The 24,817-nt window shown below is 39.8% G+C and carries 15 protein-coding genes; 5 read left to right on the top strand and 10 right to left on the bottom strand.

What is annotated here, in order from left to right; all coding sequences use genetic code 11:
* Nucleotide 1: 1 nt before the first annotated feature.
* Both KSX81_RS07255 and KSX81_RS07250 read right to left on the bottom strand, forming a co-directional pair.
* Nucleotides 2-2,800 carry a SusC/RagA family TonB-linked outer membrane protein gene (locus KSX81_RS07255; RefSeq protein WP_230328191.1) on the bottom strand — a complete coding sequence of 933 codons (2,799 nt, stop codon included), beginning with the start codon at nucleotides 2,798-2,800 and terminating at the stop codon, nucleotides 2-4.
* Nucleotides 2,801-3,705: 905 nt separating this feature from the next.
* Nucleotides 3,706-4,878: a site-specific integrase gene (locus KSX81_RS07250; RefSeq protein ID WP_004299185.1), complete on the bottom strand. Its 1,173-nt coding sequence runs from the start codon at nucleotides 4,876-4,878 to the stop codon at nucleotides 3,706-3,708.
* Nucleotides 4,879-5,327: 449 nt separating this feature from the next.
* On the opposite strand from KSX81_RS07250, the gene KSX81_RS07245 reads away from it, so the two are divergent.
* The 4 genes from KSX81_RS07245 (at nucleotide 5,328) to KSX81_RS07230 (ending at nucleotide 13,364) form a co-directional block, all read left to right on the top strand.
* Nucleotides 5,328-8,444 (top strand): SusC/RagA family TonB-linked outer membrane protein, encoded by a 3,117-nt coding sequence (locus tag KSX81_RS07245; RefSeq protein ID WP_004299186.1) that lies wholly within the window; start codon nucleotides 5,328-5,330, stop codon nucleotides 8,442-8,444.
* A 13-nt stretch (nucleotides 8,445-8,457) separates the two neighbouring features.
* The gene (locus tag KSX81_RS07240; protein ID WP_004299187.1) at nucleotides 8,458-9,918 is read left to right on the top strand and encodes a SusD/RagB family nutrient-binding outer membrane lipoprotein; all 1,461 of its coding nucleotides are present in this window, start codon (nucleotides 8,458-8,460) and stop codon (nucleotides 9,916-9,918) included.
* A gap of 102 nt (nucleotides 9,919-10,020) precedes the next feature.
* Nucleotides 10,021-11,280: a GTPase HflX gene (gene hflX / locus KSX81_RS07235; RefSeq protein WP_004299188.1), complete on the top strand. Its 1,260-nt coding sequence runs from the start codon at nucleotides 10,021-10,023 to the stop codon at nucleotides 11,278-11,280.
* A 92-nt stretch (nucleotides 11,281-11,372) separates the two neighbouring features.
* The gene (locus KSX81_RS07230; protein WP_004299189.1) at nucleotides 11,373-13,364 is read left to right on the top strand and encodes a DUF4954 family protein; all 1,992 of its coding nucleotides are present in this window, start codon (nucleotides 11,373-11,375) and stop codon (nucleotides 13,362-13,364) included.
* Here the strand turns inward: KSX81_RS07230 and KSX81_RS07225 are convergent.
* Nucleotides 13,336-13,596, bottom strand: coding sequence for a hypothetical protein (locus KSX81_RS07225; protein ID WP_224262987.1), 261 nt, complete (start codon nucleotides 13,594-13,596; stop codon nucleotides 13,336-13,338). The genes KSX81_RS07230 and KSX81_RS07225 overlap by 29 nt on opposite strands.
* A gap of 34 nt (nucleotides 13,597-13,630) precedes the next feature.
* Between KSX81_RS07225 and KSX81_RS07220 the strand changes: the two genes are divergently transcribed.
* The gene (locus KSX81_RS07220) at nucleotides 13,631-15,268 is read left to right on the top strand and encodes a fumarate hydratase (protein ID WP_004299191.1); all 1,638 of its coding nucleotides are present in this window, start codon (nucleotides 13,631-13,633) and stop codon (nucleotides 15,266-15,268) included.
* Nucleotides 15,269-15,435: 167 nt separating this feature from the next.
* On the opposite strand, the gene pelA is transcribed toward KSX81_RS07220, so the two are convergent.
* From pelA to frr, 7 genes are all read right to left on the bottom strand, one after another.
* Complete coding sequence (gene pelA, locus KSX81_RS07215) at nucleotides 15,436-16,530, bottom strand: pectate lyase (protein WP_004299192.1); 1,095 nt, start codon at nucleotides 16,528-16,530, stop codon at nucleotides 15,436-15,438.
* Nucleotides 16,531-16,680: 150 nt separating this feature from the next.
* Nucleotides 16,681-18,021, bottom strand: a complete 1,341-nt coding sequence (locus KSX81_RS07210; RefSeq protein ID WP_004299193.1) for a TolC family protein — start codon at nucleotides 18,019-18,021, stop codon at nucleotides 16,681-16,683.
* The gene (locus tag KSX81_RS07205) at nucleotides 18,018-21,050 is read right to left on the bottom strand and encodes an efflux RND transporter permease subunit (RefSeq protein WP_004299194.1); all 3,033 of its coding nucleotides are present in this window, start codon (nucleotides 21,048-21,050) and stop codon (nucleotides 18,018-18,020) included. Before KSX81_RS07205 ends, KSX81_RS07210 begins: the two co-directional genes overlap by 4 nt.
* Nucleotides 21,051-21,221: 171 nt before the next feature.
* A complete protein-coding gene (locus KSX81_RS07200) occupies nucleotides 21,222-22,310 on the bottom strand; it encodes an efflux RND transporter periplasmic adaptor subunit (RefSeq protein ID WP_004299195.1) in 1,089 nt (362 codons plus the stop codon).
* A 139-nt stretch (nucleotides 22,311-22,449) separates the two neighbouring features.
* Nucleotides 22,450-23,121 (bottom strand): hypothetical protein, encoded by a 672-nt coding sequence (locus tag KSX81_RS07195; protein WP_004299196.1) that lies wholly within the window; start codon nucleotides 23,119-23,121, stop codon nucleotides 22,450-22,452.
* A 77-nt stretch (nucleotides 23,122-23,198) separates the two neighbouring features.
* Nucleotides 23,199-24,131, bottom strand: coding sequence for a ribosome small subunit-dependent GTPase A (rsgA, locus tag KSX81_RS07190; protein WP_004299197.1), 933 nt, complete (start codon nucleotides 24,129-24,131; stop codon nucleotides 23,199-23,201).
* A gap of 106 nt (nucleotides 24,132-24,237) precedes the next feature.
* Nucleotides 24,238-24,798 carry a ribosome recycling factor gene (gene frr / locus KSX81_RS07185; protein ID WP_004299198.1) on the bottom strand — a complete coding sequence of 187 codons (561 nt, stop codon included), beginning with the start codon at nucleotides 24,796-24,798 and terminating at the stop codon, nucleotides 24,238-24,240.
* Between the last annotated feature and the right edge of the window lie 19 nt (nucleotides 24,799-24,817).

The raw sequence follows: 24,817 nt of genomic DNA, 5'->3' as shown, positions 1-24,817 counted from the left end.
TTTAGAAGCTAAGATTAAGACCGAACATGATATTTCTAGGTACAGGATATGCCCAAGACTGCATACCGGTAGATCTAGTTTGTGGATCAAATCCTATAAAATCTTTAGCAGTGATAGTGAACAAATTGTCAGCAGAGATATAAACTCTTAAATTGTCAATAGCCACTTTATTCATAAGGTTCTTCGGAAGAGTATATCCTAAAACCATGGATTTCATTCTCAAATAAGAACCGTTCATTAAGAAACGGCTGGAATTAGTTTCTGCTCCCGAGTTGTCTCCAGCTACAAATTTGGGTACGTCGGTTATATCTCCCGGCTTTTGCCAGCGGTTGTCATAAACATAGTTAGATACCGGACCTAAGAAATAATGTCCAACCTGCATATCAAATGCAAATCCGGAGTTATATACTTTATTTCCCAAGGTGAAACTGGTATCAAAAGAGAAGTCAAAACCTTTGTATTTGAAATTCATTCCAAAGCCACCATAAAATTTAGGATCGGCAGAACCTACAATTCGCTGACCGGCCTCATTTACATTTTTTGTTTTCTCATCCCCTTCTTGTCCTTTATACCACATTGCTTCTCCTGTTTCAGGATCCACTCCTGCATATTCCGGCATATAGAATGTATTATACGCCTCGCCAACTTTTCTGATAGTTAGAGTATTCTCAATTGGTTTTTCTGTGGCAAGTTTTATGATTTTATTTTTATTTGCCGTACCAGTGAAACGAACATCCCAACTGAAATCCTTATTTCTAAGTACGTTAGCGTTAATCAAGAATTCTATACCTTTGTTTTCCATCTCACCTACATTTTTTAGGATAGACCCGAATCCAGTTGTGTAAGAAAGTGGTACATCAAATATCATATCTTTTGTCCGTTGGTTATAATAATCTACTTCGAGTGTCAGTCTTTCAAAGAAAACAGCATGGATACCGATATCGGCTTTTGCAACAGTCTCCCATTTTAGATCCGGATTGGCTATTTGGTAAGGAATAGCTCCTGGTTTACCATTATAAGAATATCCATAATTATATAATCCCATTGCTGCATAATAACCAATATCCTGATTACCTACAGTTCCATAACTACCTCTGATAGTCAAATCTGTCAACCAACTTTTGGTATTTTCCATAAAGCTTTCGTTAGAGATGCGGTATTTTGCTCCTATAGACCAGAAAGGAGCCCATTTGTTGTTTACACCAAATCTTGACGAGCCGTCATAACGGAAACTGCCTGACAGATAATATTTATCATTCAAGTTATATTCTGCATTCATAAAGAACGAAGAAAGAGTGCTTGCTTTGGTTGAAGATCCCGCCCCTGTTGGCTTGGAAGCATTGTCCAATTCAAAAACAGCATCACTAGGATATCCACTGGCAGCTGCATAAATTGTTCTATAAGATATTTTCTGTGCTTCTTGTCCCAACAATACATTCAAATGATGCATGTCTTTGAAAGTGCGGTTGAAGTTTACGGTATTGGTAATGGTCAAGGTTGTTGCCCTTTCCTGATTTCTTTGACCAAGCATACCGCTACCGGAATATTGAGGATTATAAATTGAACTGTAAAAGAACTCGTCCAAGTCAATTAAGCTCAATCCTGCATTTGTCTTCCATGTTAAGCCATCAATAATATTATAAGTAAAATATGGATTCACAACCAATGTAATCTGCTTTTGATTACGTTTATCACCTTTTTCTTTATCGTTAATGGCTACAGGATTATAATTAACATTTGTATTATATGTTCCATCTTCATTGCGCACCTGTTCAAACGGACGGATGTCATATACTGCTACAATAGGATTAGTATATTGGCTTTCAGTCATAGTATTGTTTATATCGGAGAGTGCTCCATTCACAGAAAGTCCATATCCTATCCGCCCGCTTTTTCCATCTAAACTAATACGTCCGCTATAGCGTTTCATTCCAGTTCCGATGACGATACCTGTATTCTGAAAATATCCTCCACTAATATAATAGCGCAAATTTTCATTCCCACCTTGAGCACTGATATCATATTCTTGTGAAAAACCATTTTGCAGAATCTCCTTCAGCCAATCCACACTCTTGATATTTTGCGTCAAGTCCACATTATACCAATCCATAACATAGGCATTCAGCCATTCAGCAGAAGTCATGCCATCCTCACCGTCATATCCTGCATTTGTTAGTCCTTCGGTCCAGATCTCTTTGTATTTATCCAGATTTGTCGTACGATAATTATGATCTATCTTACCTACAAAACTAGTTCCGACTTTTGCATTCACATTAAAACGCGCTTTTCCCAGACTACCTTTTTTAGTAGTAACTACAATTACTCCATTCGCTGCACGAGCTCCATAAATAGCTGTAGCTGTAGCATCTTTCAAAACTGTGATGGACTCAATGTCGTTAGGATTGATATTAGCCATCGGACTTGCCGCCATATCCCCTGTCCCGGCTTTGTTATAAGCCCCCATTTTGTCTGTGTAAATGGCAATACCATCAATTACGTATAAAGGTTCGGTTCCAGAATTCATTGAACCAACTCCACGAATAGTAGTAGAAGCGTATGCACCAGGTTGTCCAGTCAAGCTATTTACTTGTAAACCAGCTACTGATCCTTCCAAAGACTTCATAAAGTTTGCATCTGTTTTTTTCATCAAGTCCTTATTATCCACCGTTTGGGCAGATCCCGTAAATGCCGCTTTTTTAGTTACCCCATATCCGGTTACCACAACCTCATCTATTAGCTGTGCATCAGATTTGAGAACCACTCGCAAATTGGGCTTTATCGCCACTTCCTGCGTCTGCATACCGATGTACGAAATCTGCAAAGTCTTTGCAGAACTAAATACAACTATAATATGTTGATTACTAACAATATATATGATGTTTGCTTTCCTTTGGAAATATTTTTCTGTTGTAGTTATTATACAGATTATCAATATATTAAGCACCTACCAAACATATTAGTTTACTGATTTATGATACCAGATTTCTATCAAAAATAGGGCATAACCATCTATTAATTAATTATTTAAGTTCTTATCTTATATGATATAAGCTAAAACTTATTTCCATCTTAACTGTTGAAGATGGTTTTCTTGTTCTAAATTATATCCAATAATTATTGACTATAATAATATATTCATTAGCAAACGGTAATCTAAGAAAAAGAAAAACTCCAGATGAAAAAATGCATATTTTATTACTGTATATTTTAAAATATGCAGGGGTGGATTCAAATATCCTCCAAAATCGCAGAGAATATGATTGATGAATATTTATATTGGATGGTTATATGCTTTTTCTGTATCAAAGAGATTGTGTAATTACATCTAATTATGCAAAAAGAGGTATTTATCATTTATCTGATGCTAAAATGAAAGAACCCCAAATGCCGGATTTTAATAGCTATTAGAGGCTGTCAAGTTTATAAATTAGCTTTTAATCCTTTCCTTTTAAAGAAAGCAAGGGCTTCTCTACGACCAATGACTCGTTCCTTTTAAAGGAACGCTTTATTCCTTTAAATGGGACGAGTGATAATATTCGTAATTATGATGTATCTTTAGATTATATATATGCGTTTTCGGAACTTATATTGCATATTCTTTCATTTAATTATACACACTTTCTTCTATTAGAGAAAATTATACCTTCCATTTCTATAACCAAATCTTAAAAACAGAACACTTTCGTTTAGTTTTTGTGCTTATTATTATTTTTTTGATGAGGCAGTTTTCTCAAGATCACGCACCACTGTAATATCCATTATATTCGCATATACCTGCGTGGTCTTTACACTTTTATGTCCTAACAGTTTTTGTACAGTAGTTATATTGGCACCATTATATAATAATAAGGTAGCATTTGTATGACGGGCGGTGTGAAACGATACACGTTTATCAATTTTAGCCAAGCCTGCCAATATGTTTAATTCCTTATTAATATTAGAATTGTCTTTCAACTTGAAAAAACTATTGAAGTCATCTTTATAGCGTTGCAATATCTGGATTCCTTTACCCTCAAATAATAAATATAAAGGAAGGCGTACCTCCATACCTGTTTTGACAGATTTGTATATTATCCAAGTCTCCTGATGGAACTCAACAATATTTGCAGAGGTCAGATTAGTGAAATCAGAATATCGTAATCCAGCATAACAGCAAAATAAAAAAGCATCTTTTGTTTTTTGCAGTCTCGTATATCTTCCAGTCAGCTGCAAATTCTCAAATTTGTGTAACTCTTCCGGAGCTAAGTGTGTATGGCTTCCTTCTATACTTTTAATTTTATATTTTCTAAAGGCATACTTCTGTATATCCATATACTCCTTATTTATTGCAACATTAATATATCGTTTCAGATGCTTCATGTGCTTGGCAATAGTATTAAGGTGATAACCTTTAGATTGCAGATAATTATCAAATGAAGACACAAACTCAAATGTCAAATCGGTAAATAATACCTCTTTCTTGAACTCCTGAAGTAATTCAAGCGTGGAAAGGTGATTTTGACGGGTACTTTCTTTCAAAGAAGAATTGGCTATCTCCTCTTTAAAAAAAGTCAAAAACGACCTTCCATTGCTTAGAGGTTTATCAATAGAATTTTTTAATAAATCTAACGATATGGACTTTCCCTGTTGCCATAGTCCAAGTTCTGTTTGCTCAATAGCTGCTATATTTTCATATAACATACGATTCAAAACATTCGCATTAGGATGATTCTTCACCATTTTTCGTTTGGCATCCCACTGTTCCGGTTTGAGATATATTTTGGTGGAGAAATACATCTTTTTCCTGTTCAGATAGGCTTCTACCTGAACTAATGCCATTCCTCTTTTATTCAATCTCTTCTTTCTGTTAAACACAAGGTTGTAACTGATCTTTTCCATACTTTCATTTTTTAATTAATAATAGAACAAATTAGACGTAATTCTGTGCTATATCAGAGGCGAATAAGCATTAATATCTCTAAAAAATAAATCTTCAAATCACTTGGTATTCACAAAACTTTAAATTAAATGCCACTTTTTTATTCGCTTTTTCACGAAAAAAGCAAAAAGAATGGCTTTTAAAGGTGTTTTATGACTAAAAACGAGTAAAAGAAATATTAAAAGAGGCATTTTGCTTATGCAAAGTGTCAATTGCTGTTTTAGCAATCAAAGCTTTTGGTTGAAAAAAATATGCTTATCGGCATAAATACAGCTTGTAAAATAACAAAATGTTATATTTGCAACCTTTTTTTATTAATATAATTGCTAGTTTCAGTTTTATTAATATATTTGCAAATTGTTAGAGTAAAGATACAAATAATGTAAAGTTAAACTTTAAGAGAGAATTTATGAAAAGAAAATTAATGCTGTTATTGGCATGCCTTTTTGTGGGCATAGGCCTAGTAACTGCCCAGACTCAAAAGGTCACAGGCGTTGTGATTTCTGAAGAAGACGGGCAGCCAGTTGTTGGCGCTTCTGTGTTGGTAAAAGGTACCACTCTGGGTACAATCACAGATGTAGATGGTAATTTTAATTTGTCGAATGTACCAAGTTCTGCAAAGACTTTGCAGATTTCGTATATTGGTATGCAGACACAAGAAGTGGTGATCAAACCAACTTTAAAAGTTGTGCTAAAGTCTGATTCCCAAAATCTAGATGAGGTTGTAGTGACAGCTATGGGGATTAAGCGATCGGAAAAATCCCTAGGTTATGCCGTATCTAGTGTGAAGGGAGATGAAATAACTAAAGCACGTGAAAGTAATGTACTTAATTCATTGTCTGGTAAGATTGCGGGACTGCAAATAGCCCAATCATCTGGTACGGTAGGTGGTAGTTCAAGTATACAGATTCGTGGAGCTTCGTCTATTGGTACCGTTTCTTCTCCTTTATTTATTATTGACGGGCTTCCAATTGACAATGGTTCCTATAACCCTGACAGAACTAATGGTATAGTTGATGTCGGTAATCGTGCAGGGGATATTAATTCAGATGATATTGAATCTATCAATGTATTGAAGGGAGCAGCTGCAACAGCATTGTATGGAGCGCGTGCAAAGGATGGTGCTATCGTTATTACTACTAAGAAGGGAAAGAAGAACTCACCGGTGTTTGTAACAGTAAACTCTTCTACACGATTTGAAAATGTACTAAAGTTACCTGACTTTCAAAATGAATATGCACAAGGCAGTTATGGTGTATATAATGTGAAAATGTTGAATGGTTGGGGACCGAAGATCTCATCGGTACAAGATCAGCAGTTTACAGATTACAAAGGTGATAAAGTGACTTTGAAGGCAAATCCTGATAATGTAAAGGATTTCTATGAAACGGGAATGAGTTATATTAATAATGTATCAGTTGCGGGGGGTGGTGAAAAGGCGGACTTCCGTTTGAGCTTTACTTCTACTAATCAGACTGGTGTTGTACCTGGATCTGACTATAATAAATACGCTTTTTCTGTCAATGCGGGTATGAATTTTACTAAGAACTTCACAGGTCGTATTTCTGCTCAATATATACGTTCCGACTCTGAAGGTCGTCCAGCGCAAGGTGCAAATGATAGTAACCTACTGATTCCATTGATTAATGGATTGCCGAGAACTATTGATATACATGATATTCAAAAGAATTGGGTGGATGAGAATGGAAAGCAAATCACATTAGATCCGGAAGGTAAAAGTAATAATCCATATTGGATTATTAATAAGAATAAGTTTACCAATAATTTAGATCGTATGATTGGTAATATCACATTGACTTATAAACCGATTGAAGGACTGACTATCACCAATAATGCCGGAACAGATTTTTACACAGAAGGAAGGCGTAAGGTATATGCAAAAGGTACTGTAGGAGCCTTGAACGGAAAGTTCCAGACTTGGAATTTGTATAAAAGAATTATAAATAATGACTTAATGGTTTCTTACGAGAAGACTTTTGCAAATGACTATCATTTTAAGGTAATGATGGGGCATAATCTCTATCAGGAGGAATGGAAGAATGAAAATGTGCAGGCGCAGAATCTGGTTGTTGATGGGCTATACACATATACTAATGCGAAGTCTACTACTCCGGTAAATTATTATGAAAAGAAACGTCTTGTTGGTTTATATGGAGATATTAGTTTGGGATACAAAGATATGCTTTTCGTAAATGTAACAGGACGTAATGACTGGTCGTCTACTCTACCGATCAATAATCGTTCCTATTTCTATCCTTCCATAAGTGGTAGTTTTATTTTTACGGAGTTGATGGAAAACAAAGATATTCTGAATTTTGGTAAGGTTCGTTTGAGTTATGCTAATGTGGGTAGTGATGAAGATCCGTACAATTTGGCATTTAAATATACTCCCGCTAGTACTTACTTTTTGCAATATCTGGGTAATGTTAACACTTTCCCCCATATGGGATTAGTTGGCTTTACGGGACCTCGTGTCTTACCAAATGAGAATTTGAAGCCGCAAAATCAAAGTTCTTTTGAAGTTGGAGCTGATTTGCGTTTCTTCGGTGGAAAAATTAGGTTAGATATGACTTATTATAGCAATATTACAAAGAATCAGATTGTAAGTATTGATGTCCCATTGTCAACAGGCTACTTTGCCAATAATATTAATGCCGGGAAGATTGCCAATAAAGGTGTTGAAGTAACTTTGGGGTTGACTCCTGTGGAAACACGTGATTTTAAATGGGACCTGGATGCAACATTTGCTTCAAATAAGCAGACAGTGGAGGAGTTAGCTGAAGGACTTGATGAATATACGTTAACGAGTGGACTGAGCGGTTTACAAATTAAGGCTGCTAAAGGAGATTCGTTTGGCTTGTATGGCACGGGTTGGAAACGTGATGACCAAGGAAATTATGTGATTAATTCTAAAACAGGTTTGAGAGAAACTGTTAATAACGTGCGTTTAGGAGATGTATATCCTGATTTTACGATGGGAATCAACAATACATTTACTTATAAGGGAGTTACCTTGAGTTTCTTGATTGATATCCGTCATGGAGGTTCTTTGTATTCAGAGACTGTAGCTAATTTAAGAAGTAGCGGTTTGGCTGCTGAAACAATAGCTCACCGTGAAGATGCTTCCTTTATTGAGCCGGGTGTAATCCTTCAGGATGATGGAACATATAGACCTAATGATGTTCCTGTGAAAAGTATGCAGGATTATTGGCAGCATATATCCAATTCTAGTAATAATGAAGGGAATATCTATAATGCATCATTTGTAAAACTCAGAGAGGTACAGTTGTCTTATAGCTTCCCACGCAAATGGTTCAAGAGCTTTTTTGTTAAATCATTGGATTTAGGTTTTGAGGCACGTAACTTATGGATTATTAAAGATCATGTGCCACATATTGATCCGGAAGCTAACTTCTTCGGTCCTTCTCAGATTGGGGGTGGTGTAGAGTTTAACAGCATACCTTCTACCAGAAGTTTTGGATTTAATGTCAGATTAACATTGTAAGATTTAAACGAATATGATAATGAAAAAGAAAATATTAACATACGCATTGAGCGCTTTGGCATGTTTAACTTCATGTAGCGATTGGCTCGATATTAACCATGATCCCAATACTGCCGAGAAAGTTGATCCCGGGTATTTGTTTAACTATGTAGCTGTAAACTGGGCTGGAACACGCACTGGTGGTGACTTTTATATTCCTTTATCTATGAGTTCGCAGTGTCAAGTTGATGGTGGACTTGATTACGGTGGCTGGGATGAATCTGTATATACTATTTCTCCTTATAGTACAGGGAATGTCTGGAAACATTATTATTCTGTAGGTGGCAATAATTTGATGTTAGCTATTAAAAATGCAGAAGAGTCAGAACCGGTGAATCACAATGCTATTGCGCAGTGTAAGATTCTTTTGGCTGAGCATATGTATGAGGCAACGATGTTGTGGGGAGATATTCCTTTCACAGAATCCTGGAACGGAACAATTAAATATCCGAAATTTGATTCTCAGGAAAGTGTATTGAATGGTGTTTTGTCATTACTTGATGAGGCATTACAGCTTATAGATCTGAATGATGCTAATGCAATTGATGAGTACGATATCTATTACAAAGGTGATATGAACAAATGGATGACTTTGGCAAAGTCTTTAAAATTCAGAACATTGATGGTTATGGTAGATAAAGACCCTTCTAAGGCTGCTGCTATTGGTACGTTGCTGCAGGCTGGAGGAATGGTTGCATCAGCAGCGGACAATTTGGTATTTCCTTACTCTACAGATCCGGGTAACCAGAACCCTAAATATGAACTTATAGAATTGGTTGGGGGGACACAAATATTGTTCTTTGCCAGCAATTATATGTTGAAACCGATGCAAGAACGTAATGATCCCCGTATTCCCTGTTATTTTGAACCGGGTGCGGATGGTGTATACCGGGGGTTGGGTAATAGAGAGGCTGCAAAGACGGATGATGAAGAAAATCTACTGTCATCTGTTGTAAGCAACTACCTTTTCAGAAGAGACGCTCCGGAATTGATTTATTCTTGTCAAGAACAGCTACTTTTGGAAGCAGAAGCTTATGCGCGCGGATTAGGAGTTGCTCAAAATCTGTCGAAAGCTAATGAACTGTACCTGAAAGGAATTCGTGAAGCATGTGCTTTTTATGGAGTTGCGGAATCCGATATTGATACATATGTTACAGGTTTACCGGAATTGACAACGATGACCCAGGAAAAAGCTCTGTATGAGATTCATATGCAGCAATGGATTGATTTGATGGATCGTCCGTTTGAGGAGTTTGTACAATGGAGGCGATCTGGTACTGCCGGAAACGAGGTCCCGACATTGCAAGTCCCGGAAGATGCAACTTCAAAAGAATTGATCAGAAGATGGGAATATAGTCCTGAAGAAATGACAGCTAATATTAATGCACCGAAAGAATCTCCGAAAATCTGGGAAAAACTATGGTTTGATTTATAATTGAATTACCATAAATGATACGAAAAAGAGGACAATAAAACATTGTCCTCTTTTTTTTTGTTATATTTGCGCCCACATTATTATATATAATAGAAGTAAAGAATGAAAGAATTTGTAATATCCGAAGCCAAAGTAGAAACAGCAGTGCTTGTAGGACTCATCACACAGACGCAGGATGAGCGTAAAACAAACGAGTATCTGGATGAACTGGCTTTCCTTGCCGAGACGGCTGGGGCGGAAGTTGTGAAACGATTTACACAGAAGTTGCCGACGGCTAACTCTGTGACTTATGTTGGAAAAGGAAAGTTGGAAGAAATCAGACAATATATCCATGACGAAGAGGAAGCAGAACGTGAAGTAGGAATGGTCATCTTTGATGATGAGCTTTCTGCGAAACAGATTCGTAATATTGAAGCTGAACTGAAAGTGAAGATACTGGACCGTACTTCACTGATTCTTGATATATTTGCCATGCGTGCGCAGACAGCCAATGCGAAGACACAGGTAGAACTGGCACAGTATAAATATATGTTGCCGCGTTTGCAGCGGCTTTGGACTCACTTGGAACGCCAGGGAGGTGGTTCCGGTGCCGGTGGTGGCAAAGGTTCCGTGGGACTTCGTGGTCCGGGTGAAACACAGCTTGAGATGGACCGCCGTATCATCCTGAACCGTATGTCATTGCTGAAAGAACGTCTGGCGGAGATTGACAAGCAGAAAGCTACCCAACGCAAGAATCGCGGACGCATGATACGTGTTGCACTGGTTGGTTATACCAATGTGGGAAAATCAACCATGATGAATCTTCTCTCCAAGAGTGAAGTGTTTGCGGAAAACAAACTGTTCGCTACTTTAGACACTACTGTGCGCAAAGTGATTATCGATAATCTACCGTTCCTGTTGTCAGATACAGTAGGGTTTATTCGCAAGTTACCTACCGACTTGGTAGAATCTTTTAAATCTACCCTGGATGAGGTACGTGAAGCAGATTTGCTTGTGCACGTAGTCGATATTTCCCACCCCGGATTTGAGGAACAGATTGAGGTGGTGAACAAGACCCTGGCAGAGATTGGAGGCAGTGGCAAACCTATGATACTTGTATTTAATAAAATAGACGCTTACACCTACGTGGAGAAAGCGCCGGACGACCTTACCCCCCGAACAAAGGAAAACTTAACACTCGAAGAACTGATGAAGACGTGGATGGCAAAAATGGAGGATAACTGCCTCTTTATTTCCGCCCGCGAACGAATCAATATAGACGAACTGAAAAATGTAGTTTATCAGCGAGTGAAAGAATTACACGTTCAGAAATATCCCTATAACGATTTTCTTTATCAGACCTACGAAGAAGAGGAAGAATAATCAATATGCTAATGTGCTGATGTGCCAATTGGTTGCGCATACTGCATCAGAATTGGCACATTGGCATATGGGCACATTAACACATTATTAAGATGAAAGACTATCGTAGATTGACTGAAGATGAGATACTTCAGTTGAAGAGCCAGTCATGTCTGGCCGATGATTGGGGAAATGTATCAGTGGCAGAGGGTTTTAATTGTGAGTACGTCCATCATACCCGTTTCTCGGGTGAAGTAAAACTGGGGGTATTCGAAGCTGAATTTACATTGCCGGGGGGAATCAAGAAACATTCGGGATTACGTCATGTGACGTTGCACAATGTGTCGGTGGGCGATAACTGCTGTATTGAGAATATACAGAACTATATTGCTAATTATGAGATTGGCAGTGACACCTTCATTGAGAATGTAGATATTATTTTAGTGGATAGGTTAAGCACTTTTGGTAATGGGGTAGAAGTGGCTGTCTTGAATGAAACAGGAGGCCGTGAGGTGTTGATGAACGATAAATTGTCTGCGCACCAGGCATATATTCTTGCACTGTACCGCCATCGTCCCGAGCTGATAAACCGTATGAAATCTATTGCGGATTATTATTCCAATAAACATGCTTCTGCTGTCGGCAGTATTGGCAATCATGTGATGATTCTCAATACGGGCTCGATCAAGAATGTCCGGATTGGTGATTACTGCCATATCTGTGGGACCTGCCGCTTATCCAATGGCAGCGTCAATAGTAATGTGACGGCACCTGTACATATCGGACATGGTGTAATCTGTGATGACTTTATCATCTCTTCCGGCTCTAAAGTGGATGACGGCACGATGTTGACTCGTTGTTTCGTCGGACAATCCTGTAAACTGGGACACAATTATTCCGCTTCCGATTCTTTATTCTTCAGTAATTGTCAGGGAGAGAACGGTGAGGCATGTGCTATTTTTGCAGGTCCTTTCACTGTGACACACCATAAATCTACTTTATTGATTGCCGGTATGTTCTCGTTTATGAATGCGGGTTCGGGGTCCAATCAGAGTAATCACATGTATAAGTTAGGTCCTATCCATCAGGGAACGATGGAGAGAGGAGCGAAGACCACTTCCGATTCATATATCCTGTGGCCGGCACGTGTCGGGGCTTTCTCTTTGGTAATGGGACGTCATGTTAATCATGCCGATACTTCCAATCTTCCTTTCTCTTACCTGATAGAGCAGCGGAATACCACTTATCTGGTTCCGGGAGTTAATTTGAGAAGTGTAGGTACTATCCGTGACGCACAGAAATGGCCAAAGCGTGATAAGCGAAAAGATCCGAACCGGCTGGATTATATCAATTATAACCTGCTGAGTCCTTATACCATTCAGAAGATGTTTAAAGGACGTTCCATTTTGAAAGAATTGAAACGTGTATCCGGTGAAACTTCAGAGATCTACTCCTACCAGAGTGCTAAAATCAAGAACTCTTCTCTGAATAACGGAATTCGTTTTTATGAAATCGCCATTCACAAGTTCTTGGGAAACTCCATCATAAAACGATTGGAGGGTATTAATTTCCAGACCAATGAAGAAATCCGTCAGCGACTGAAACCTGACACGGAAATCGGACTTGGCGAATGGGTGGATGTTTCCGGACTGATTGCTCCCAAGAGTGAAATCGACCGATTGTTGGATGGTATTGAGAATGGAACAGTCAATCGTTTGAAATCCATCAATGCAAGCTTTGCAGAAATGCACGAGAATTATTATACCTATGAATGGACATGGGCTTATCATAAGATTCAGGAATTCTACGGCCTGAATCCGGAAACGATTACAGCACAAGATATCATCGGTATCGTGAAAGCGTGGCAGCAAGCTGTTGTCGGATTGGATAAGATGGTATATGAGGATGCCAAGAAAGAATTTTCGTTGTCTTCCATGACCGGATTTGGTGCTGACGGCTCCCACGACGAAATGAAGCAGGATTTTGAGCAAGTACGCGGTGATTTCGAAAGTAATACCTTTGTGACTGCCGTCTTGAAACATATTGAAGATAAAACAGCTCTTGGAAACGAGTTAATCAAACGGATTGAAGCAATCGAATCATAATAGGAGTGGCAGATGGCGAACTGTGGATGATAAACAGGATATGATAAATAGCAAACTGTAAATAAAATAGTGAGCGGTGAACGGCAGATGTCAATGAATGGCATAGCTTGTTTACCGCTCGTTGTTTATTGTTTATGATTGTCTTTTGCTGTTCCTGCTTTTCTCCGTTATTCATTCTTAATTCTTCATTCATCATTCGCCATTCTTCATTCTTAATTACTACCTTTGCCACACTAACTAACATTACGTAATAAAATAAGAAACTTATGGCAACACCTCCGTTTAAGTATCAGCCCATGTTTGAAAAGGGAAAAGATACAACTGAGTATTATCTGCTTACAAAAGACTATGTATCAGTAAGCGAGTTTGAAGGAAATCCTATCCTGAAAATTGAGAAAGAAGGTTTGACTGCGATGGCTAATGCAGCTTTTCGTGATGTATCATTCATGCTTCGTCGTTCGCACAACGAACAAGTTGCTAAGATTCTGAGTGATCCGGAAGCAAGTGAAAACGATAAGTATGTGGCATTGACTTTCCTGCGTAACGCGGAAGTTGCTTCAAAAGGTGTACTTCCTTTCTGTCAGGACACTGGTACTGCTATTATCCATGGTGAAAAAGGACAGCAGGTATGGACTGGATATTCTGATGAAGAAGCGCTTTCACTGGGCGTATATAAAACATACACTGAAGAGAACCTGCGTTATTCACAGAATGCGCCTTTGAATATGTATGATGAGGTAAATACAAAATGTAACCTCCCTGCACAGATTGACATCGAAGCTACCGAAGGTATGGAATACGAATTCCTTTGCGTAACAAAAGGTGGTGGTTCTGCCAACAAGACATATTTGTATCAGGAAACAAAAGCGATCCTGAATCCCGGTACACTGGTTCCATTCCTGGTTGAAAAAATGAAAACATTGGGAACAGCCGCTTGCCCTCCTTATCATATCGCTTTCGTGATCGGTGGAACTTCTGCTGAAAAGAACTTATTGACAGTGAAGCTGGCTTCTACTCATTTCTATGATAACTTGCCGACTACTGGAAACGAATATGGCCGTGCATTCCGCGACATCGAACTGGAAAAAGAAGTTTTGGCAGAAGCTCACAAAATTGGATTGGGCGCGCAATTCGGAGGTAAATATCTTGCTCATGACGTACGCATCATCCGTTTGCCTCGTCACGGTGCTTCTTGTCCGGTAGGCTTGGGAGTATCTTGCTCTGCCGACCGTAACATCAAATGTAAAATCAATAAGGAAGGTATCTGGATTGAGAAACTGGATTCAAATCCGGGCGAACTTATTCCTGTAGAACTGCGTCAAGCAGGTGAAGGTGATGTTGTAAAGATCGACCTGAACCGTCCGATGCCTGAAATCCTGAAAGAGCTGACTAAATATCCGGTAGCTACTCGTCTGTCATTGAACGGAACGATCATCGTAGGTCGTGACATCGCCCATGCTAAACTGAAAGAACGTTTGGATCGCGGCGAAGACTTGCCACAATATATTAAGGATCATCCTATTTATTATGCAGGTCCGGCAAAAACTCCGGAAGGCATGGCTTGTGGTTCTATGGGTCCTACTACAGCAGGACGTATGGACTCTTATGTAGAACTGTTCCAAAGTCATGGCGGCAGCATGGTCATGTTGGCAAAAGGTAACCGTAGCCAGCAAGTGACAGATGCTTGTAAGAAATATGGTGGTTTCTATCTTGGCTCTATCGGAGGTCCGGCAGCTATCCTTGCACAGAATAACATCAAGAGCATCGAATGTGTGGAATATCCGGAATTGGGTATGGAAGCCATCTGGAAAATTGAAGTAGAAAACTTCCCTGCATTTATCTTGGTGGATGATAAGGGTAATGACTTCTTCAAACAGTTGAAACCGTGGAATTGCACAAAATAACCGGTTTTAACCTGTTGGGATAAAACTTTAAGAAGAGGCTAAATGCCCTGAATTTATAAAATCCCCTCACTCTGCAATGTAGTGAGGGGATTTCATCTTTTGAGGACTTAAAGACTTTCCGGATATTTATTTTTGTAGTGTAGATATCAGCCTTTCATCATTTGTGATTACTTGTTCTGTTCTTTTTTCCATTTTTCATATCTCTTCAATACCTTACTACCATCTTTGTTATACCAACTATAACCATTCCGGCGCTCATGCCCGATTTCCGATATATCATATTTTTTAATGCCGTCACGGTCGCAGAAAAAAGGCCGATTCGTTTCCAGTTCATAAAAACGTGCCCAGAGAGTTGGACAGTCTTCACAGGGAACCATACGATAGTCTTTTTTACCTTCACCGTTAGTGAAATATTCCTTCTGTATTCCTTTTATTTTAGACTTTTGGAACCATTTGATTGCTCCTTCTATGGATTTTACAATGTCTGTGGATGGATTAGGAAGTGACATCAACAGCAATACAATATTGTCCGACTCTTGTCCGCTTAGTGACGGAAGTTCATAAGCACGTGCTTTGCAGGGTTCCAAAGTGACACGGTCGTGTTGGGCGCACCATACTGTTAATTCACCATTTTGGCACACCTGCGTTTTGAGTATACACTCTATACCTTTGTTGAATGCATTGCGTGCTTGTTCGCAGATATTGTCAGGAAGAAAAGTATATGGAGCTTTCTTTTCGTATATGCTCCGAAGTTGATTCATGACTCTTACCATTGCATTGTCATTGTAGGTGATTTGTACATAATAACCTTTGGGACGTGGATAAAATTGAGGCCATCCTCCGTTTTCATACTGCGATTTGAGCAGATATTGAATACCGTTCAGCACTCCTTCTTTATATTTCTCTTTCTGTGTAGCCAGATAAAGTCGTGCCAGATATTCTATTTCTGTCGTGGTGGCATTGTTGTCGATTGTGCTTTGGTTGATATCCTCTTTGGCTTTTAGTGCCGCTTTATATTCCTGTTCTGTCAGTTCTGCCGGCATATAGATATTTTTTGGCCATCCTCCGGTGATTTGCTGATACAGTAACACGTTGTCACCAATGCGTTGGGCTTCTTCCGTCTTGAAGAAATCGTCGTCAAATTTAGGAGCGATGTGTACCCATTCTTTGTAATTTTGTTGTTTTCTGTAGTCTGTTGCTTTTTGGGCTGAGGCGTTTGTCAGGATAAAAAGTAGCAGTAAGAAAAAACCTGGTTTTCTCATGGCTTTATTATTTAATGTTTTTATAGTATGCAAATGTATGAAGAAAGAAAAATACTGATATGTAATAACTGTTTTTTATAGAGTAAAAATTGGGTTAACCCTCCCGATAAGAAGATTAACCCAATCAAAAAATAAATGGAAACTACTTCCTTATTCCAGATATTTCGTAATCTTTCCGCTGATTTGTAACAGGGATATTTCGCAAAGTTTCGTATTATATTCAGCAGAGAGGATGCGTTCCTCTGCATCTAACAAACTTTTTTGTGTTTCACGCACTTCAAAACCGGAGAGGTCTCCCTGTATATAACGGTCCATGGCAATATCGTGATTATCTTTGGCGGTTATCAGGTTTTGACGTTCCAGATTCAGCAATTGAAGATTGTTGCGATAGGCTTGCCATAGGTTACTGAGATCAGAGCGAAGTGCTAATTCCAAGTCCTGTCGTTCCAGGCGACGATTCTTGAAAGCCAGACTTGCATTTCTCTTTTCGCGGCGACGATTACCGTCGAAGATATTAAAACCGACAGTTATTCCGGCATTGAAGCCCAGTTCACCTCTTCTGCTGTTTGCATTGATGTCATACTTGTTGAACGTATATCCATATCCGGTATTTAATTTGAGATATGGATAGTTGCGTGAGTTTATTTTCTTGTAGTCCAATTGGGCAAGTACTGTGTTTTGATCGGCCTTGAGCAAAGAAGCATTGGTTGCTAACGTAGAATTCCACAAATCATCAAATTGCAAGTCGCTGTGTACGTCGATAGTGGAGTCTTTGATAATAATGTTTTGATTGACATTGTTGTTAGCCATCAGTTCATTCAACTGGATGCGTGAAGAATGTAGCAATTCCTGTTGTTTGATGTATTGGGCACTGTCTGCATTGAAATCCACCTTTGCCTGCTGATAATCCAGCCCTGAAAACTTACCGACCAGGTGACTAGCCTCGGCTATGCGCAAGCGCTCTTTGGAAAGTGACATTGCATAATGAAAGTTTTTCAGACGAATCTTCTGCTGGATAAAATTATAGTATTCGGAAGTCAGGGCAGCGATAAAATCTTCAATGGCAATACGCGTGTTGGTTTCCCCCTGACGTTCCAGCTCTTTCAACTGTTTGTAGGTGGTACTGATATTGAATCCGTCGAAAATAGTCCAGTTGAGGTTAAGACCGACATTAACTGTCTGATCGTAGACTCCGTTGTTCTTTGTTATTTCTCCGGTAGCACGCGCCTTGGTCTCAATATTGTCCAGGTTTCCGGTATATCCGGCAGAGAAGTCCAGTGTAGGCAGGTAACCTGCATTTCCCAACGTTGCGTTGTTTTTGCTGATCTGCTCTTCGTTATGGATGATACGTAAAGAGTAATTGTTTTGCAATCCTTCTTCCAGACACTCCTTGAGAGTGAGAACTTGTGCCTTTGCAAAAGAGACTGATAAGAAGGCACATGCAATGGTGATATAAATGATGCGTTTCATGCAAATTCCTTTCTGTTTCATTCTTGTAGTTTTTTGATTCGGTTAGTCGAAATGTAACTGTAAATAGCCGGTACAATGTACATCGTAAGCAGAGTGGATACGACCATACCACCCACTACCGCCGTACCCATGGCAATACGCTGGTTACAACCTTCTCCGGTGGCAAATGCCAGCGGGATAAGTCCCAAAACCGTAGAGGCACTTGTCATCAGAATCGGACGGAGGCGTTGAAGGGCAGCATCTTTGATGGCGCTCATTTTATCCTCTCCGGCTTCCTGTTTCTGATTGGCAAATTCTACAATAAGAATACCGTTCTTCGCCACCAGACCGATCAGCATGATAATACCGATCTGACTGAAAATATTCATCGTAATATCTCCGAAATACATGAAGACCAAAGCTCCGGCAATAGCCAGCGGCACTGTCAACATGATAATCAATGGATCTTTGAAACTTTCAAACTGGGCTGCCAGAATCAGGTAAATCAAAAGGATAGCCAGGATAAAGGCGAACATCAGACTGGAAGAACTTTCACGATATTCCTTCGAGTCTCCCGACAGGGCAGTACGGAAAGTGTCATCCAATGTTTCTTTGGCAATCTTATCCATTTCATCCAAGCCTTGCCCGATTGTTTTGCCGTCTGCCAATCCCGCAGAGATGGTAGCTGACACAAAACGATTATAACGATACAACTTTGGAGGTGCAATACCGCTTTCCAATTCAATCAAGTTGTCCAGCTGAATCATATCCCCGCTACTGCTACGGACGTAAATAGCTTTCAGGTCGGCCGGTTTATTTCGTTGCTGGCGGTTGATTTCACCAAGAATTTCGTATTGTTTACCGTTCATATAGAAATATCCCATACGCTGTCCACTTAATCCATATTGCAGCGTTTGAGCAATGTTTTTGGTACTTACCCCCATAATACTGGCCTTGTCACGGTTGATCTGAATACGAGCTTCCGGTTTACTGAACTTCAAATCAACGTCCGCCATCTGGAAAACAGGATTCTCATATACTTTAGCCATAAACTTGGGCAACACTTCTTCCAGCTTTTCCAAATTGGTAGCCTGAAGTACATATTGTACAGGCATGCTTCCACGACGTCCGCCGAAAGAAGACTGCTGCTGTACGAATGAACGCGCCATTGTTTTCTTCTGTACCGCTTTTGATATTTTCTCTGCCACATCCATCTGGGTATAATTACGTTCATTCATATCCTTCAGCGTGATGCGCACGTTTCCGCTACCGCTGGATACACGGGCAGTTACAGCCTCTGCATCAGGCAGAATGGAGTCTACCAGTTGATTGATGTCTTCTGTGTAATCCCTGATATATTCATAGGTGACGCCTTCCGCTCCTCGTGTATTGATACTGATTTGCGAACGGTCTTCAAGTGGGGCCATTTCCGCAGGAACTGCATTCCATAGAATACCAATCAGGCAAATGGTGATGAAAGTAAATGGAAGAGCGATCCAGCGTTTGCTAAGAAAAGCGGCAAGCGAACGGCTGTATAGCCGATTCATTCCTTCAAAGAACGGTTCTGTTTTTGCATAGAACCAACTTTGTTTTTCTCGTTTAATGAGTAACTTCGTTGCCAACATCGGAGTGAAAGTCAATGCGGCAAATGAGGATATAATCACCGAACCCGAAATTACGATACTGAACTCACGGAATAATCGTCCCGTCATTCCATCCATAAAGACGATAGGGAAGAATACCGCTACCAGCGTAATAGTGGTGGAAATAACGGCAAAGAAAATTTCTTTGGCTCCTTCTATTCCCGCTTCTTTCGGGGCCATTCCTTTCTCTATACGGATGTAGATATTCTCTGTCATAACGATGGCGTCATCTACCACCAGTCCCACCGATAGTACGATGGCGAGCATGGAAAGCACATTGATGGAGAATCCTGCCAGATACATGACGAAGAATGCACCGATGAGGGAGACAGGAATTACGATACAAGGCACCAATGTAACGCGCCAGTCACGCAGGAAGAGGAAGATAATGATGATTACGAGTACAAAAGCCTCATACACTGTTGACTTTACCTCATTGATAGACGCACGGATAAACTTGGTATTATCAAAACCGTAGTTATAGTGTACGTCTTCCGGCAAGTCCTTTTTCATCTGCTCCATACGCTGGTATACCGCATCCGCAATCTCAATATGGTTGGCTCCCGGCTGTGGAATGACTACGACACCCACCATAGGAACGCCGTTCATCTTCATATAACTCTTAATATCAGCCGGCCCCAGTTCAGCACGTCCGATATCACTGAATCGTACAATACGGTTATTCTCTTCTTTGACAATCAAGTCATTGAATTCATCTGCGGTATGCATCAATCCTAGTGTACGGATCGTCAACTCGGTGGTATTTCCTTCGATACTACCTGAAGGAAGTTCCACATTTTCGTTATCTACAGCGTTTTTAACATCGACGGGAGTGATACCGTAACCTGCCATCTTTACCGGGTCGAGCCAAAGGCGCATGGAGTAACGCTTCTCTCCCCAGATAGATACACTACTTACATCAGAAATAGTCTGTAATTGTTCTTTCACAGTCAGATCCGCTATTTCACTTAATTCCAACAGAGAACGTTTGTCACTCTGAAGAGCAACCATCAAGATAGGCATGGCATCGGCATCTGCTTTTGAAACTGTCGGTGGGTCACAGTCGCGAGGCAGATAACGTTGGGCACGTGAAACCTTGTCACGTACGTCGTTGGCCGCTGTTTCCAGATCGACGGACAATTCAAATTCTACTGTAATACGGCTTTGCCCCTGTTGGCTCACACTGGACAAAGAACGGATACCGGGAATACCGTTGATATTCTGTTCCAACGGTTCAGTTATCTGGTTTTCGATAACGTCGGCATTAGCTCCCGGATAAGAGCAGCTGACAGAAATAATCGGATTATCTACCGACGGATATTCGCGGACACCCAAATAGTTGTATCCGATGAATCCGAAAAGGAGGATAATAATCGTTAATACTGTGGCTAATACCGGGCGACGTATACTTAATTCGGAGATGTTCATTGATTTATGATTTCTGATTTCTGAATTATGATTTCTGAGTTATGGATTGAAGATTTCTGATTTTTGAATTATGATTTCTGATTTCTGAATGTTTGCTGTATTTTGCTGACTTATAAATCATAAATTATTTGGCTTATAAATCATAAATCAGAATTCATAAATCATAAATTCTCATTCTTCAATATTGTCAAGTGTTACGGCGAGTCCGGTACGGAGTTGCAATGTTCCTGAAGTGATGATTGTGTCTCCTACGTGCAATCCTCTAATCACTTGCACTTCAGATGCGGTGCGGATACCAGTAATGATATCCACCGGTTCGGCCTTTCCTGATTTATACAGATAGACTTTATCTTTACCCATTTCCGGCACAATTGCTTCCGTTGGGATGGCTATTGCATTAGGTATTTCATCCTTTTTCAACAGTACACTGGCATAACGGCCGGGAAGTAGGGTGCGATTGACATTCGGGTATAATGCACGGGCGGTAAATTGATGCAGATTCGGATCGATGGCAGATTCTACAGCGTATACCTGTGCGCCAAAAGCATCCAATGTTCCTTCAACGCTGAAATTGAGATTGGTACCCTTTTTGATTTGCTTGGCATAACGTTCCGGAACGGAAAATTCAACCTTCAGTGGAGCGATTTTTGTCAGCTTGGCAACGACTGTGGTCGGAGACGCATACGTACCGATACTGACTTGGCGAAGTCCGATCACTCCGTCAAACGGAGCACGTAGCTCTGTCAGTTCAATATTAGCTTTGATAATTTCTATATCGGCATTCAGAGTTGCTAAATCCGTTTTCACCTGTTCGTAGGCTTCTTTACTGACAGCATCCCGTTTCAATAAAGCATCCTGGCGGAATACACGGTCTTCTGCCAGTTTCAATTGCGAAATCAACCTTTGCAATTGTGCCTGCAACTGTCTGTCATTCACTTTGGCTAGTAATTGGCCTTTCTTTACGGCTGTTCCTTCTTCAAAGTTGATTTCTACAATCTTTCCCGACGTTTCGAAAGACAAATCCACTTCTTCATCGGGCAGAAGTACACCGGTAGTGGTGAATTCATCTGTCAGAGATTGCGGTTTTATGACCTTGGCATTTACATTTAAAACTTGTTTCCCTCTTTTTTTATTACCGCCCATCACTTTGTCGGCGGCTGCTAGTTCGTCGTTTTTTTTCGGTAATTGTGAGTAGATTCCTCCACCGATAATCCCGGCACCAACAAGAATAATGATGCCCCATTTAGTCTTCTTATTCATGGTTTAGTATTGTATATGGCAATTATAATATAATCTTTGAAGATTAGACTTTCCCTGACTGGAAAGGTTTAATCTGTAAATGATAGAAAAAAAGTTAATGCATCTTTTTCAATTTAATAAGCTCATACACTTAAGGGAACTATTCTTTTATGGCATATAGAAGGGTGGTTGATATGACTTTCCCTTTTTTAGTGATAGTTTCTGATTTTACCAGCCCAATATTTTTGGCATACCAATCTATTGAATATTCGGTTTCTGAAATGAACATGACTTTTCCTTTTTGTTCCGTGTAGATTTTAATGCAATCAAAATCTCCCGCAGGAGTATGTATGGTTTCACGTCCTTTATATTTTCCTTTTAGAGAAGCTTTCATAGTCATTGGTCCTGATTTTTGCAAGAAATTACACTGTGGTATATCATCTCCATTCTGAACATGATCCTTTAAAGGTATGCTAATTCGTCCTTCTGCATATATGTTCTTAGAATATTTCTGATATTCATATTCTGATTTACCATCCAAAAGGATAACTTCGGTCATATCTTGACTCTTATGATAAATATAGAATAACCTGTTGATACCACTTTTTATACTTAGAGAATCATAGTGCTCTCCGAAAGCATCTTCTCTTATGATTAAGCGATCACCTTTATCAACCACGTCTGCGATGCACATAGTATCTTTCAGTGTTTTTCCTTCCTTTACTTCGGTTGTTACATAGTAAGCAGTTCTTCCTTTTTTAATACTGCAATATTGTGCATGTGCGGAAATTATGTATAAAATGAAACATAATAAAACTAAGATTTTTTTCATATTGTTTTTTTGTGTGTACTATTATAACTATAAGTGTGAACAGCATTGGTTTTATAAGCACGCTGCTCGCATTTTTTCTAATAAGCAGCCCGATATTTTCCTTCCTCTTTATCTTCCAACATATTGAGATAAGAGGTATAACGGGATTCGCTGATGAGGTGCTCTTCCACTGCTTTGCGTACGGCACATCCCGGTTCATGACGATGTGTACAGTTGCCATATTTGCAGTCGGCGGAGGTTTTGAATATTTCGGGAAAATAATGTCCGATCTCTTCTTCTTCCATATCGAATGTGCCGAAGCCCTTGATACCCGGAGTATCGATGATATAGCCATCTCCTTCCACAGGGAACATTTCGGAGAAAGTAGTAGTATGCATTCCTTTGTTGTGGTAAGAAGAAATTTCGCCGGTCTTGGCTGCTATGCCCGGCAGTATGGAATTGATAAGAGTCGATTTGCCGACTCCCGAATGTCCGGAAAATAAAGTAATCTTGCCTTCCAGTGCTTTTTTGATTTCAGCCACTCCAGTGCCGCTCTTTGCGGAAACTTTGAAGCAAGGGTAGCCGATTTGTGTGTATAAGTTGATAAGTGCGTCCAGATAGCGGAGTTCATCTTCGTCGTAAGCATCTACCTTATTAAATACCAGTTTTACAGGGACGCGATAGGCCTCTGCGGATGCAAGAAAGCGATCAATAAAAATAGTGGAAGTTTCCGGATAATTGATGGTTACCACCAGCATACACTGGTCGAGATTGGCAGCAAGGATATGAGATTGTTTGGAAAGATTGGACGAGCGGCGGATGATGTAGTTCTTTCTATCTTCTATTTCACTGATAAAAGCAGTGCCTTCCTGATTAAGTATAATCCGGACACGATCACCCACTGCAACAGGATTAGTACTGCGAATCCCCTTCAACCGGAAATTCCCTTTGATTTTACATTCAATAGATTGTCCGTCATCGGTTTTCACCTGATACCAACTACCCGTGTTTTTGATTACTAATCCTTTCATATAAATTATAAATTAAAAATGAAGAATGAAGAATTCAGGCTGTGTTTCAACTGAATAATACAGCATTATAATTCCTCATTCTTCATTCTTAATTCTTCATTATTTTTTAGACGGTCATAATTTCTTTATCCTTTTCAGCCAGCATATCATCGATTTGTTTGATATACTTATCATGGATTTTTTGCAGTTTGGCTTCCGCATTCTTCTGCTCGTCTTCTGCCAATCCGTCTTTTACGGCCTTTTTCAGTGCGTCGATGCCGTCACGACGCGCGTTGCGTACGCTTACTTTAGCCGTTTCGCCTTCTCCTTTACACTGTTTTGCCAGTTGTTTACGACGTTCTTCCGTCAGGGGAGGGATGCCGATACGGATCATTTCTCCATTGTTTTCGGGCATGATACCGAGGTCAGAGTCGATGATTGCTTTTTCGATGACACGGAACATGCTTTTATCCCAAGGCTTGATTACGATACTGCGGGCGTCCGGAGTAGTAATTGCTGCTACATTGCTGATAGGTACCATACTTCCGTAAGAATCTACGCGGATACCATCTAATAAGCGTGCACTCGCTTTTCCGGCGCGGATATGTGCCAGTGCTTCTTCCAGATACATGATGGCCATATCCATCTTTTCTTGTGCATTGTCAAGGCAAGTCTTTACGTCTACCATATTTTTTGAGATTTAAAAT

The organism is Bacteroides sp. MSK.18.37 (assembly GCF_019129155.2).
GTDB lineage: Bacteria > Bacteroidota > Bacteroidia > Bacteroidales > Bacteroidaceae > Bacteroides > Bacteroides ovatus.
This window is presented reverse-complemented; position numbering and strand designations above follow the sequence as displayed.

Bases quoted from the DNA above. Each gene is read 5' to 3' on its own strand.
- KSX81_RS07255 (WP_230328191.1), bottom strand. From the start codon at position 2,800: ATGCAGACGCAGGAAGTGGCGATAAAGCCCAATTTGCGAGTGGTTCTC.
- KSX81_RS07250 (WP_004299185.1), bottom strand. From the start codon at position 4,878: ATGGAAAAGATCAGTTACAACCTTGTGTTTAACAGAAAGAAGAGATTG.
- KSX81_RS07245 (WP_004299186.1), top strand. From the start codon at position 5,328: ATGAAAAGAAAATTAATGCTGTTATTGGCATGCCTTTTTGTGGGCATA.
- KSX81_RS07240 (WP_004299187.1), top strand. From the start codon at position 8,458: ATGATAATGAAAAAGAAAATATTAACATACGCATTGAGCGCTTTGGCA.
- hflX (WP_004299188.1), top strand. From the start codon at position 10,021: ATGAAAGAATTTGTAATATCCGAAGCCAAAGTAGAAACAGCAGTGCTT.
- KSX81_RS07230 (WP_004299189.1), top strand. From the start codon at position 11,373: ATGAAAGACTATCGTAGATTGACTGAAGATGAGATACTTCAGTTGAAG.
- KSX81_RS07220 (WP_004299191.1), top strand. From the start codon at position 13,631: ATGGCAACACCTCCGTTTAAGTATCAGCCCATGTTTGAAAAGGGAAAA.
- pelA (WP_004299192.1), bottom strand. From the start codon at position 16,530: ATGAGAAAACCAGGTTTTTTCTTACTGCTACTTTTTATCCTGACAAAC.
- KSX81_RS07210 (WP_004299193.1), bottom strand. From the start codon at position 18,021: ATGAAACAGAAAGGAATTTGCATGAAACGCATCATTTATATCACCATT.
- KSX81_RS07205 (WP_004299194.1), bottom strand. From the start codon at position 21,050: ATGAACATCTCCGAATTAAGTATACGTCGCCCGGTATTAGCCACAGTA.
- KSX81_RS07200 (WP_004299195.1), bottom strand. From the start codon at position 22,310: ATGAATAAGAAGACTAAATGGGGCATCATTATTCTTGTTGGTGCCGGG.
- KSX81_RS07195 (WP_004299196.1), bottom strand. From the start codon at position 23,121: ATGAAAAAAATCTTAGTTTTATTATGTTTCATTTTATACATAATTTCC.
- rsgA (WP_004299197.1), bottom strand. From the start codon at position 24,131: ATGAAAGGATTAGTAATCAAAAACACGGGTAGTTGGTATCAGGTGAAA.
- frr (WP_004299198.1), bottom strand. From the start codon at position 24,798: ATGGTAGACGTAAAGACTTGCCTTGACAATGCACAAGAAAAGATGGAT.